Raw genomic sequence first — 12,084 nt, forward strand, 5'->3', positions numbered from 1 at the left:
CCAGGTTTACCTTGCGTCCGATCGAATGCGGGTCTCGTATACAATGCCCGCCATCACGCCGGTATCCGGCACGAAATCCAGAGTAAAAGCAGGAAACGCGTCATGCAGAGCCAATACCTCGAAACCGCGCTGGCCGCCGCCCGCGCCGCCGAAACCGTCGTCCGTCGCTACTGGCAGCAGAACGTCGAGATCGAGATCAAGGAAGATGCCACGCCGGTCACCGTGGCGGACGTGGAGACCGAGAAGGCGATCAAGGCGGTGATCCTCGATGCCTTCCCGGAGCATGGCTTTTACGGTGAGGAGACGGGTAAGACGCGGCCAGACGCCGAGTTCACCTGGTTGGTCGATCCGATCGACGGCACCAAGAGCTTCGTGCGCGAGTACCCGTTCTTCTCCACGCAGATCGCGTTGATGCAGGGCGACGAGATTATCCTGGGCGTGTCGAGCGCGCCGGTGTTCGGCGAGTACGCCTACGCGGAGAAGGGCGGTGGGGCGTTCTTCATGGATCGGGCCGCGCGGGTCAGTCAGATCGACACGCTCAGCGAGGCGACGCTGTCGGTGGGCAACTTGTCGACATTGGCCAAGCAGCCGGTCGGCTGGGCGGGCCTGGCGACGCTGGTCGCCGAGGTCAACCGCACCCGCGGCTACGGCGACTTCTATCACTATCACCTGCTGGCGCGCGGCGCGATCGACCTGATCGTCGAGTCGGACGTCAACGTGCTCGATATTGCCGCGCTATCGGTGATCGTGCAGGAGGCCGGTGGCGTGTTCACCGACCTGGATGGCAAGGGCGTCGGCCTGGATACCACGACCGTCTGTGCCGCGGCTACGCCGGAGCTGCACCAGATCGCGCGCAAGCGGTTGGGCTACTGAGCGCGGTCGACCGGGACTTTCCCGTGGGTCGGCTCGCGCCTCCGACTATCAGACTGGCAGGTCGATCCAGCCGAATAGGACGGCCGCTGCCAGTATCCAAACATAGAAAGAAAAGATCTTGAGCTGGGCGCGGTACAGGAAGTAGACCACCAGCTTGAGAGAGACGATGCCGACCAGTGCCGAGACCACGAAGCCGACCGTCATGGCCATCAGGCTGATGCCATTGAGGCCAAGATCGCCCCAGACCTCCAGGCTCTGCACCAGGGTGGCCGCCAGGATGGTCGGAATGGCCAGAAAGAAGCTGTATTCGGCGGCCCAGCGGCGTTTTAGGCCAGTGAATAGTGAGAACACGATGGTCATGGCGCTGCGCGACAGGCCCGGGACCAGTGCGAGGCCCTGCGCCACGCCGATGACCGTCGCCACCTTGGCATTGATGCCCTTGAGGCCCCGCCGGCGCGGCCCCAGCTTGTCGGTCCACCACAGCAGGATGCCGGTTAAAGTCAGCGTGAAGGCGATCATCACCGGCGTGGCGAACACCTGTTCGAAGGTGGCCTTGAGCCCGAAGCCGATGACGGCGGTGGCCAGCACCGACAGCATCCCCAGCAGAAACAGACGCACGTAAAGGGGCATGCCCCCGTGCCGACCCTCGGCCGAGGCCCAGTGGAGGGCGCCGGTCGCCGCGTTCTGCGTGAAGCGCCAAAGGCTGGACCAGAACACCACCACGATCGAGACCAGCGTGCCGACATGCACAACCAGGTCAAACAGGATCATCTCGGGGCTATCCGGCGGCGGCAGGTCATGGCCCTTCTCGATCAGCCAGTGCTGGGTCAGCACCAGGTGGGCCGTCGAGCTCACCGGCAGGAACATGAAGATGCCTTGAATGACGCCTAGCAGGGCGGCGATGAGCAGTGTCACGTGGATATCCTGACGATGGGAAAGCGGTGTTTTTACTGCACGGGACCGGGGGCGTCAAATGCTGGTGACTTCTCTGTCATGCACAGAACGACGGCAGCCAGCATTCCGGTGACCACCTGCGGGCAAGGCGCCGTGCTGACGTGATCAGCTCAGGCTCGGGTGGGATTGACCGGGCGCCGGTCGCGGGGCGTTTTGGAAAACCCGTTGCCTGGCGGTCTTCAGTCGCTGCGCAAGGGGTCGAAGCCCGCGTCGCGCAGCAGGCGCGCAGTGGCGATCAGCGGCATGCCGAGAATCGCGCTGGGATCACGACTGTCCATGCGATCGACCAGGCAGACGCCAAGGCCTTCCGAGCGCATGCTGCCGGCGCAGTCGAAGGGTTTTTCGATCTCGACGTAGCGGGCGATCTCTTGGTTGGTCAGTTTCCGCATGCGTGCCTCGACGGTTTCGTGCCAGTCGAGCCGCCGCCCGTCCGGGCAGGCAACGCTGATCGCCACGTGGAAGGCGATGGCTTCGCCAGCGATCTCGGCGAGCTGTCGACGGGCGGTCTGGGCATCGCCGGGCTTGCCGAGAATGCCGCCACGCCAGTACAGCATCTGGTCGGAGCCCAGTACCACGGCATCGGGGTGGCGCTCGGCGACTCGGGCGGCCTTTGCCCGCGCCAGTCGTCGGCAGGCCTCCTCGGCCGGTTCGTTGGCGGCCAGTGTTTCGTCGATGTCGGCGGGATCGATGGTGTAGGGGATCTGCAGTCGGTCGAGCAACTGGCGACGGGTTGCCGAGCCGGAGGCGAGTATCAGGTCTGGTTTGTGGTGCGGCATTGTGTTTGGCGAAAGTGTGAGAAGCCGGTAAACTTAGCGGATTACGATTCCCGCTTGCAAGGCCGTTGGCGCCGTGGTGCGTCCCGGTCAGCCGGCGCAGGATGTAGCCAATGTCGACAGACGACAGTCAGAACGATGCCAAGCCGTTGGACGTGAGGCAGTTGAGCGTGCCGCTGGACGTGCGCGCCGCGTGCCGGGCGGGCGAGGAGAAGGCTGGTGAGCTGACGCTCTCGGCGCTGCCCCGCTGTCGCGACATGGCCCCCGAGGACGGTCGGCTGACCTATCGGGTGCGTTTCTTCGAGGGCCAGGGGGTCCATCCCTTGTCCGCCGAGATAGGCGTCGAGGCGTCGTTGGCGCTGGAATGCGCCCGCTGCCGCGAGACAGTGGTGCAGTCGGTCGCTTCGGCCTCCCTGTTGAGCTTCGTGTTCAGCGAGGAGCAGGCCGAACACGTCGACGCCGAGGCCGAGCCGGTGATCCTCGGGCCTGAGGGGCGGGTCAAGCTGCTCGAGCTGATCGAGGACGAACTGCTGATGGCAGTGCCCCTGATGCCCGTGCATGAAACACCCTGTGGGCCGATCCCGCCCGATCGGCCTTACGAGTCGGGCCAGCTTGCCGAGCCGGTCGACGATGACGGCGACGACAATCCCTTCGCGGCCCTGGCCGCATTGAAGAAGGGGCCGGGGAAAGATTGACCCGGGGTGAATGAATTCGTGTCGCGGCGCGTTGCCGCGACGGAAAAGGAAACGTTGAAAACCTGCAGGCGCGCCCCGGCGCGTCTTGATCATTTTGGAGGTAGAAAACCATGGCCGTACAGCAGAACAAGGTCAGCCGCGCCAAGCGCGACTCGCGCCGCGCCCACGACAGCCTGAAGAACACCCAGCTGTCCATCGACCCGACCAGCGGCGAGACCCATCGCCGTCACCACGTCACCCCGGACGGCTTCTACCGTGGTCGTCGTGTGGTCACCAAGTCGGGCGACAACGCCTGATTTCTATCGCCGAACGTCTGCCTGCCGCCGCCTGCTTGTCGGGCGGCACGGGCTGCCTGCGCCGGCTTGTCGGTGAGCCGGGCAGCGCCGGTACGCGCGGGCTTCCAGTAGGCAAGGGGCGTCGATGACTAGCCAGATCGCAATTGACGTAATGGGCGGTGATCACGGACCGGACGTCACGGTTCGTGCTGCCGTCCGTTTCCTGTCACGCCACCCGTCGGCCGGGCTGTTGCTGGTCGGCGACCAGGCCACGATCGAGCGGTGCCTGGCCGACGAGTCCGGCGTCGATCGTGATCGACTCGAGATCGTCCACGCCGACCAGGTGGTGGCGATGGACGAATCACCCGCGGTCGCCCTGCGGTCCAAGAAATCGTCGTCGATGCGGCTGGCGATCGATTTGGTGAAAGCCGGTCGCGCGCAGGCGGCGGTCAGTGCCGGCAATACCGGCGCGCTGATGGCCACGGCCAAGTTCGTGCTCAAGACCCTGCCGGGAATCGAGCGCCCGGCCATCTGCACCGCGTTGCCCAACGTGGCCGGGCACACCCACGTGCTCGACCTCGGGGCGAACGTCGATTGTGACGCCGAGCACCTGTTCCAGTTCGCGGTCATGGGCTCGGTGCTGGTCGAGGCATTCGACGACAACCCGTCGCCGCGCGTCGGCCTGCTCAATGTCGGTGCCGAAGCGATGAAGGGCAATGACACCGTCAAGAGCGCCGCCGAGCGACTCGAGGCGGGGCCGGTGAACTACATCGGCTTTGTCGAGGGCGATGACATCTACAAGGGTGGCGTCGACGTGGTCGTCTGCGACGGCTTTGTCGGCAACGTCGCGCTCAAGAGCAGCGAGGGGGTGGCCAAGATGATCAGCCACTTCCTGCGCCAGGAGTTCAAGCGGGGCATCTTCTCTCGCCTGGCGGCCCTGATGGCGATGCCGGTGCTTTCACGGCTGAAAAAGCGTGTTGATCCCGGTCGCTATAACGGCGCCAGCCTGCTCGGCCTGCAGGGCATCGTCATCAAGAGCCACGGGGGTGCGAATGTCGAGGCCTTCGGCAATGCACTCGACGTGGCCCTGCGCGAGATCGAGAAAGACGTCCCGCGTCGCATCGACCAGCGTCTGGAGAAATTGTTGCAGGAGCGCTCTGACGGATGATCCATTCGCGCATCACCGGCACCGGCAGCTATCTCCCCGAGCGGGTCATGACCAATCATGACATCGAGCAGATCGTCGACACCTCGGATGCCTGGATTCGCGAGCGTACCGGCATCGAGCAGCGTCACATCGCCGCCGAGGGCCAGTTGACCTCCGATCTGGCCGAACCCGCGGCGCGCCGAGCGCTCGAGGCCGCCGGCCGGGTGCCCGAGGAAGTCGATCTGATCATCGTGGCGACCACGACCCCGGATCGTACCTTTCCCTCCACCGCCTGCCTGTTGCAGCAAAAACTCGGCATTCACGGCCCGCCGGCCTTCGATGTGCAGGCGGTGTGCACCGGGTTTGTCTACGCGCTGTCGGTGGCGGACAAGTTCATCAAGACCGGGGCGGCCCGCTGCGCGCTGGTCGTCGGGGCGGAGACGCTCTCCCGGATCGTCAACTGGTCGGACCGCAACACCTGCGTGCTGTTCGCCGACGGTGCCGGCGCGGTGGTCCTCGAGGCCTCGGACGAGCCGGGCATCATCCGCACCGACCTCCACGCCGACGGCAGCTACGAATCGCTGCTGACCACGGTCAAGCGCGACCCGGCGGTCACCGATCCCGATCGGCTCGCCGACGGCACCGCCTTTATCGAGATGCGTGGCAACGAGGTCTTCCGCATGGCGGTCAATACCCTGGGGCGCATCGTCGATCAGACCGTCGAGGCCGCCGGCATGACGGCCAAGGACATCGACTGGTTGGTACCGCACCAGGCGAACATTCGCATTATCCAGGCCACGGCGCGCAAGCTGGGTATGTCGATGGATCGGGTGGTGGTGACTGTCGACCGTCACGGCAACACCTCGGCCGCCTCGGTGCCGCTGGCGCTGGATGTGGCGGTGCGCGACGGGCGCATCAAGCGCGGCGATGTCATCCTCACCGAGGCATTCGGTGGCGGGTTTACCTGGGGTTCGGCGCTGCTGCGCTACTGAAAACCGTTCTCGACTCTCCGGAGGGGCGCATGGGCAAGGAAATCGAACGCAAGTTCCTGCTGGCCAGTGATGCCTGGCGCGACGAGGTCGAGCGCTCCGAGCGCATGGTGCAGGGCTATCTCAATGACCAAGGGCCCGTCTCCGTGCGTGCCCGCATCGCCGGTAGCCGGGCCTGGTTGAACATCAAGAGCCGGACCCTCGGGATTTCGCGCGACGAATTCGAATACGATATCCCCGTGGCCGACGCCGAACGGATGCTCGATCACCTGACCACCGGGCCGGTGATCGACAAGACCCGCCATTTCGTCCCGCGTGACGGCGTGTTGTGGGAGATCGACGAGTTCCACGGCGAGAACGACGGCTTGATCGTCGCCGAGGTGGAGCTCGAGCATGTGGATCAGCCCTTTGCCCATCCGGCATGGTTGGGTGAGGAGGTGTCACATGACGCCAGGTACTACAACGTCTCGTTGGTTAAAAATCCCTACAGTCAGTGGTAAATTGCCGGCTGATCGGCGCGACTCACGGGTGGCGCGTGACGAAATGCCGGGGTGGGCTTCGGGCTGTTGCCGGGCCGGTGTCTGCAGGACGGGATGCTCGGTGAAGAATCGATACGGGCGTGTCCGCACCAATACGAAGGGTTGCCGATGATTCGGGTCATGATTGTTGATGATCACACGATGGTGCGTGCCGCGATCAGTCACCTGATCGGCGGGGTACGTGACATCGAGGTGGTCGCGGAGGCCGACAGTGGCGAGCGTGCCCTCGACACGTTGCGCTCGGAGGCGATCGACGCGATCCTCTGCGACATCCACATGCCCGGAATGGGGGGCTTCGAGTGCCTCAAGCGCGCTCATCAGGCCCATCCGCGCCTCGGTCTGATCGCCTTGACCGCCGAGGCCGATGTCACGCTGGCGCGCCAGGTGCTCGATTGCGGCGTGCATGCCTACGTCACCAAGGATGCCGATCCCGACGAGTTGATCAGTGCGATCCGCAAGGCGGCCGACGGCAAGCGCTACGTCTCCAGCCGCATCGCCCAGGAGATCGCCCTGCAGAACGGCCGTCCCGAGGAAGACCCCTTCGAGGTGCTTTCCGGGCGCGAGCAGCAGGTGTTGCGGATGATCCTCGACGGCAAGAACAACACCCTGATTGCCGAGGCGCTCTGCGTCAGTCCCAAGACGATCAGTACCTACCGCGCCCGCATTCACGAGAAACTCGGCGTCAGCACCGACATCGACCTGTTGCGACTGGCAGTCAAGGCCGGTCGTACGGTCCTCTCCGCCTGATACTCCCCCCGCTCCGATGACCGACCGGTTCGATGCCAAGGCCTTTCTGGCCTCCGTGACCGAGCGCCCCGGCGTCTACCGTTTCCTCAATGCCGACGGCGAGATCCTCTACGTCGGCAAGGCGCGCAATCTCAAGAATCGGCTGTCCAGCTACTTCCGCGGCAAGCCGGCGGCGATCAAGACCCGACGGCTGGTCGAGCAGGTGCACGAGGTGGAGATCACCACCACCCAGACCGAGGCCGAGGCACTGCTCCTGGAGAGCAACCTGATCAAGGCCCACCGGCCGCGCTACAACATCCTGTTGCGCGACGACAAGAGCTACCCCTGGATTTACATCTCCACCAACGACCGGTTCCCGCGGTTGGCCTATCACCGCGGTTCGCGCAAGCGGCCGGGGCGCTATTTCGGCCCCTATCCGTCGGCCGGCGCGGTGCGCGAGACGCTCAACCTGCTCGAGAAGATGTTCAAGGTGCGCCAGTGCGAGGACAGCGTCTTCAAGAACCGCTCGCGCCCCTGCCTGCAGTACCAGATCGAGCGTTGCAAGGCCCCTTGTGTGGATTTCGTCGAGGAGGCGGAATATCGCCAGGACGTCGAGGACACCATGGCGTTTCTGTCGGGGCGCAGCCAGAAGCTGACCGATGATCTGGTGGCCCGCATGGAGCGCGCCGCCGAGGCGCTGGATTTCGAGGCCGCCGCGGCCCTGCGCGACCAGATCGGCATGCTGCGCGCGGTCAGCCAGCAGCAGGGCATCACCGGGATGTCGGGGGATGCGGACGTGATCGCGCAGATCAGCGAGCAGGGCGCCACCGCCGTGGGGGTGGCCACCATCCGCGATGGCCGGCATCTGGGCACCCGACACTTCTTCCCGGACGTACCGGCCGATGCCGACCCGAGCGAGGTGATCAGCGGTTTTCTCGGGCTTTATTACAGCGATCGCGACCTGCCACGGCGCATTCTCTGCGATCACCTACCCGAGGACACTGACTGGCTGGCCGGGGTGTTCGCCGAGCAGTCCGGGCATCGCGTCGAGTTGTTGGTGCCGCAACGGGGCAAGGCGCGCGCCTGGCTGGAGGATACCCGCGAGAACGCGCGCATCGCCCTGGCCGAACGGCTGGTCAGCCGTCGCGGACTGACGCGCCGGTTCGAGGCCCTGGGCGAATGGCTCGCCATGGAGCGGATCGAGCGGGTCGAGTGCTTCGATATCTCCCATACCCAGGGCGAGCTGACCGTGGCCTCCTGCGTGGTGTTCGGGCCGGAAGGGCCACGCAAGGACCAGTACCGTCGCTATCACATCGAGGGTATCGCGCCGGGGGACGACTACGCAGCCATGCATCAGGCCCTGACGCGGCGTTTCGACCGCGCGGTGCGGGAGTCCGGCGTGTTGCCGGACGTGCTGCTGATCGATGGCGGCAAGGGACAGGTCGCCCAGGCCATCAATGTGTTGAATGAACGCGATCTTGCCGACCGCGTGCGGGTGATCGGCGTGGCCAAGGGCCCCGAGCGCCGACCCGGCGAAGAGAGCCTGATCCAGCCGCTGGTTGGGTCACCGGGGTTGTACGTGGAAGACCATTTGAGTCCGCACGACCCGGCCCTGCATCTGATCCAGCAGGTGCGCGACGAGGCGCACCGCTTTGCGATCACGGGTCACCGCGCCCGGCGGCAGAAGGCCCGTACGCAGTCGGATCTCGAGCGCATCCCCGGTGTCGGTGGCCAGCGCCGTCAGGCGCTCCTGAAACACTTCGGCGGGATCCGTGGCCTCAAGGGGGCGAGCGTCGCCGAACTGGCCAAGGTGCCTGGCATCTCGCCCACCCTTGCCACCCGCATTCACGAATGGTTCCACGAGGGTGGCGCGAGCTGATGCTCAGCCGCTCGAAGGGCGGATGGTGCCGTCCAGCCTCGGTCCGTGGTTTCCTTTGCTAGTCTGTTTGCCGTTATCGTCCCATGCCGGAGAAACGCTTGATGTCATCTGTCCCTGCCGATCTGTCCATCCCGTTGTCGCACCGCTGGCGTTGGTGGCCGGGAATCCTGCTGTTGGTGTTGTTGATGACGGCCGGCCCGGTCGTCGCCCAGCAGCCAGGCGGCCTGGCTCAGTCCGTGACGGGGCAGTCGACTGACGCCGAGGCGAGTTCGGAATCTACAGCCGGGGGCGAAGGGCGTTACGCGGGTCTGCTCGAATTGCTCAAGGACCCGGCCAAGCGCGACGAGCTGATCGCCGAACTCGAGCGGCTGTCTGCCGCTGACGGCGAGTCGCCCGAGCAGCCGGCCGATGTCCCGGGAATCGCCGACGGGATTTCCTCGGGTCTGACGGGTGTGGTCTCGGGAACCGTGGCCGACATGGCCGGCGCGGCCTCGCGTTTGGTGAAAGATGGTGTGGACGTCGACTGGGTGGCGGTCGGACAGATCGCCTGGCGGACGGCCGTCGCGCTTGCCATTGCCTACTTGGTGCTGGCCATTGGCCGGCGCCTGCTGAGGCGGGTTTGGCGACGCCTCGATGCCTATGCCCAATCGGCGGCCACGCGTAATCGGCTCTTTCGCACCGGGGTGGCCGTACTCGCCAGTCTGGCGCTGGGTGTGGTGTTGTTGTTCGTGGCCTACGTGGTAGCACAGGCGAGCGTCTGGTGGCTGGCCGACGGAGATCGAACCACCCGGGCCGTGCTCGGCCTGGCGCTGCAGGCGTTTGTCGTGGTCGAGATCGTTCATCTGGTGATCGCGACGGTGTTTGCCCCCGCATCACCCGGGCTACGCCTGTTCCGGCTGTCGAAGGACGATTCACACTTCTGGTCTGGCTGGCTCTCACGCGTGACTTGGTTCACCGGCTACGGCGGGATGATGTTGGTGCCCGCCATCGAGTTGGCCGACCGAGACGACTTGGCCAGCGCGGTTGGCTGGGGAGTGGCGCTGGTCGCGTTGGCCTATACCTGGAGTCGACTATGGGCGGCGCGGGGCACGGTGCGCGCGGCGTTGTTCGCACGCGGCGAGCGCAGTCGCCAGCATGTCGCTTCCTGGGGTTTCCAGCTGTTGGGTGCCGGCTGGCACTGGCTGGCGATGATCTACGCGACGGGCGTGTTCGTCGTGGCGATCACCCGCCCGGGCGAGTCCTTGCCGTTCGTCGCGCTGGCGACCTTCTACACCGTCGCCATCGTCGGTGCGGCCATCTTTGTCGCCGCGATGCTGACCCAGTGGATCGGGCGCGGCGTGCCGGTGCCCGATAGCCTGTGTCAGCGCATGCCCACCCTGCAGATGCGACTGAATACCTACGTGCCCTTGATCCTCCGGATACTCCGGGTCGTCATCGGCATCGTCGCGCTCTTCGGCGTGTTGGCGGTCTGGCACTTGGTCGACATGTTCGCCTGGCTTGTCAGTGATGGCGGACGTTGGTTGCTTGCGGCAGTGATCGACATCTCGATCGTGCTTTTCACTGCGCTGATCGTCTGGCTGGTCGCCACCGGCCTGATCGAAGCGAAGCTCAACAGTGATGCGGCCATGCCCTCGGCCCGTTTGCAGACACTCCTGTCCCTGTTCCGCAATGCCATCGCGATTGTCCTGATCGTTATCACCGCCATGATCATCCTTTCGGAGTTGGGGGTGAATATCGCGCCCTTGCTTGCCGGTGCCGGTGTGCTGGGCCTGGCGATCGGTTTCGGTGCGCAGAAGATGGTCCAGGACGTCATCACCGGGATCTTCATTCAGATGGAGAACGCCATCAACACCGGTGACGTCATTACGGCGGCCGGTGTGACCGGTACGGCAGAGCATCTCTCGATTCGGTCGGTGTCGATTCGAGATCTATCGGGGACGGTGCATCTTATCCCGTTCTCGTCGGTGGATATCGTCTCGAACTACATGCGCGAATACGCCTTCCACAAGGGTGAATACGGTATCGCCTATCGCGAGAGCATCGATGATGCGGTTGCCCAGCTCCAGGCGGCGTTCGACGAGTTGGTGGCCGATCCAGCCTACAAGGCTCATATCCTCGAGCCGATCGAGATCCCGGGGGTGGTCGCGCTGGGGGACAGTTCGGTCAATATCCGAGCAAGGATCAAGACCACGCCCGGGGATCAGTGGTCCGTTGGCCGGGCGTACAACCGCCTGGTGAAGATGTACTTCGACAAGGCCGGCATCGAGATCCCGTTCCCGCACACCACGCTGTACTTCGGTGTGGACAAGGACGGCACTGCCCCGCCGGCCAACGTGCACATGCTGAAAGACGAGCAGGTGGACGAGGAATACGAGACCGAGTCCGACCGCCGCTCACGTCGTGGCAAGAAGCCGGATGGGCCGGGGGACAAGGTGCCCGGCAGCGACGACGTTGAAGTGCCCGAAAACTGACTTGGCGCACCGGCGATGGCCGGGCACGAAAAAGCCCCGACGTCGTCGAGACGTCGGGGCTTTTTGTTTTCAGCCGTGGGCGAAAACGGGGATCAGTCGTCGAGCGCCGCGGTAATGGAGACAGCGCCCCGAATGTCGCCTTCCTCGAAACCGATCGCCTGGTCGTTGGGATACATCCGGTCGATCTCGGCCTTGAGTTTCGGGTCGACGTCCTGACCATGGCAGGTAAGACAGACACCCTCGGTGGCGATCGCCTTCATAAAGCGCAGTTGTTTCTCGCCGTCGACTTTCTTGACTTCATGCCAGGCGATCTCGGCCACCGGTGTGCCGTCGGCCTTGCGCTTCTCGAAGTCCTCGAGCACCTCCCGTTCCCAGTCGGTGGGCTCGGTCGCACGCGGCTTGAGGCTGGTGCGGCGCAGGGTGTAGCCGCTCTCGGCGCTCAGGTCCGCGACGATTTCCGGGGCGCGCTCGTTGCAGACCTGGACGGCGGCCATCGGGCCACCCGCCTTCATGGCGGCCTGCAACTCGCCCTTGAGCGTCTTGCCGAAGGCCTGCATCGTGGCCTTGTAGTCCTGCAACTGCGCCTTGACGGCCTCGTCGGTCGAGGAGCCGGCCTGGGTCGGCATTGCGGCGACGCTCAGTGCGGTGGCGGCGAGCAGTGAGGGGATGAGTCGAGTTTGCTTCGTCATGGGTGTCTCCTTAAATTGGCCGGCAGATAAGCGGTGGCAATGGGGGCAAACACGAAGCTTATAGTGGAGACCCG

General features: G+C 65.0%; 12 protein-coding genes. 9 read left to right on the forward strand and 3 right to left on the reverse strand.

All coding sequences use genetic code 11. The features are described from left to right. Positions 1–102 precede the first annotated feature (102 nt). Positions 103–873, forward strand: a complete 771-nt coding sequence (locus ABGV18_RS07675) for an inositol monophosphatase family protein (RefSeq protein WP_396581244.1) — start codon at positions 103–105, stop codon at positions 871–873. A 48-nt stretch (positions 874–921) separates the two neighbouring features. On the opposite strand, the gene ABGV18_RS07680 is transcribed toward ABGV18_RS07675, so the two are convergent. Both ABGV18_RS07680 and ABGV18_RS07685 read right to left on the reverse strand, forming a co-directional pair. After that, entirely contained in the window at positions 922–1,788 is an 867-nt protein-coding gene (locus ABGV18_RS07680) for an undecaprenyl-diphosphate phosphatase (protein WP_396585526.1), read from the reverse strand. Positions 1,789–2,006: 218 nt separating this feature from the next. Next, positions 2,007–2,603, reverse strand: a complete 597-nt coding sequence (locus ABGV18_RS07685) for a Maf family nucleotide pyrophosphatase (protein ID WP_396585527.1) — start codon at positions 2,601–2,603, stop codon at positions 2,007–2,009. Between the two features lie 110 nt (positions 2,604–2,713). Here ABGV18_RS07685 and ABGV18_RS07690 point away from each other — a divergent pair, with 110 nt between their 5' ends. From ABGV18_RS07690 to ABGV18_RS07725, 8 genes are all read left to right on the forward strand, one after another. Continuing rightward, complete coding sequence (locus ABGV18_RS07690; protein WP_396585528.1) at positions 2,714–3,295, forward strand: YceD family protein; 582 nt, start codon at positions 2,714–2,716, stop codon at positions 3,293–3,295. 110 nt (positions 3,296–3,405) lie between these two features. Further along, positions 3,406–3,591, forward strand: a complete 186-nt coding sequence (gene rpmF / locus ABGV18_RS07695) for a 50S ribosomal protein L32 (protein ID WP_136866407.1) — start codon at positions 3,406–3,408, stop codon at positions 3,589–3,591. A gap of 124 nt (positions 3,592–3,715) precedes the next feature. Then, positions 3,716–4,738, forward strand: a complete 1,023-nt coding sequence (gene plsX / locus ABGV18_RS07700) for a phosphate acyltransferase PlsX (RefSeq protein WP_396585529.1) — start codon at positions 3,716–3,718, stop codon at positions 4,736–4,738. After that, positions 4,735–5,709, forward strand: coding sequence for a beta-ketoacyl-ACP synthase 3 (locus ABGV18_RS07705; RefSeq protein WP_396585530.1), 975 nt, complete (start codon positions 4,735–4,737; stop codon positions 5,707–5,709). The genes plsX and ABGV18_RS07705 overlap by 4 nt, the downstream gene beginning before the upstream one ends. A 29-nt stretch (positions 5,710–5,738) precedes the next feature. Then, complete coding sequence (locus ABGV18_RS07710) at positions 5,739–6,206, forward strand: CYTH domain-containing protein (protein WP_396585531.1); 468 nt, start codon at positions 5,739–5,741, stop codon at positions 6,204–6,206. A gap of 159 nt (positions 6,207–6,365) precedes the next feature. Next, positions 6,366–6,992, forward strand: coding sequence for a response regulator (locus ABGV18_RS07715; protein ID WP_396585532.1), 627 nt, complete (start codon positions 6,366–6,368; stop codon positions 6,990–6,992). Between the two features lie 16 nt (positions 6,993–7,008). Beyond that, the gene (uvrC, locus tag ABGV18_RS07720) at positions 7,009–8,850 is read left to right on the forward strand and encodes an excinuclease ABC subunit UvrC (RefSeq protein WP_396585533.1); all 1,842 of its coding nucleotides are present in this window, start codon (positions 7,009–7,011) and stop codon (positions 8,848–8,850) included. A gap of 101 nt (positions 8,851–8,951) precedes the next feature. Continuing rightward, a complete protein-coding gene (locus ABGV18_RS07725; RefSeq protein WP_396585534.1) occupies positions 8,952–11,321 on the forward strand; it encodes a mechanosensitive ion channel domain-containing protein in 2,370 nt (789 codons plus the stop codon). A gap of 92 nt (positions 11,322–11,413) precedes the next feature. On the opposite strand, the gene ABGV18_RS07730 is transcribed toward ABGV18_RS07725, so the two are convergent. Then, a complete protein-coding gene (locus ABGV18_RS07730) occupies positions 11,414–12,010 on the reverse strand; it encodes a c-type heme family protein (protein WP_396585535.1) in 597 nt (198 codons plus the stop codon). Positions 12,011–12,084: the final 74 nt, after the last annotated feature.

The sequence above is a fragment of the Guyparkeria halopsychrophila genome (genome assembly GCF_044582135.1).
Classification (GTDB): Bacteria; Pseudomonadota; Gammaproteobacteria; order Halothiobacillales; family Halothiobacillaceae; genus Guyparkeria.

Bases quoted from the DNA above. Each gene is read 5' to 3' on its own strand.
- ABGV18_RS07675 (WP_396581244.1), top strand. From the start codon at position 103: ATGCAGAGCCAATACCTCGAAACCGCGCTGGCCGCCGCCCGCGCCGCC.
- ABGV18_RS07715 (WP_396585532.1), top strand. From the start codon at position 6,366: ATGATTGTTGATGATCACACGATGGTGCGTGCCGCGATCAGTCACCTG.
- uvrC (WP_396585533.1), top strand. From the start codon at position 7,009: ATGACCGACCGGTTCGATGCCAAGGCCTTTCTGGCCTCCGTGACCGAG.
- ABGV18_RS07690 (WP_396585528.1), top strand. From the start codon at position 2,714: ATGTCGACAGACGACAGTCAGAACGATGCCAAGCCGTTGGACGTGAGG.
- rpmF (WP_136866407.1), top strand. From the start codon at position 3,406: ATGGCCGTACAGCAGAACAAGGTCAGCCGCGCCAAGCGCGACTCGCGC.
- ABGV18_RS07730 (WP_396585535.1), bottom strand. From the start codon at position 12,010: ATGACGAAGCAAACTCGACTCATCCCCTCACTGCTCGCCGCCACCGCA.
- ABGV18_RS07725 (WP_396585534.1), top strand. From the start codon at position 8,952: ATGTCATCTGTCCCTGCCGATCTGTCCATCCCGTTGTCGCACCGCTGG.
- ABGV18_RS07710 (WP_396585531.1), top strand. From the start codon at position 5,739: ATGGGCAAGGAAATCGAACGCAAGTTCCTGCTGGCCAGTGATGCCTGG.
- plsX (WP_396585529.1), top strand. From the start codon at position 3,716: ATGACTAGCCAGATCGCAATTGACGTAATGGGCGGTGATCACGGACCG.
- ABGV18_RS07705 (WP_396585530.1), top strand. From the start codon at position 4,735: ATGATCCATTCGCGCATCACCGGCACCGGCAGCTATCTCCCCGAGCGG.
- ABGV18_RS07685 (WP_396585527.1), bottom strand. From the start codon at position 2,603: ATGCCGCACCACAAACCAGACCTGATACTCGCCTCCGGCTCGGCAACC.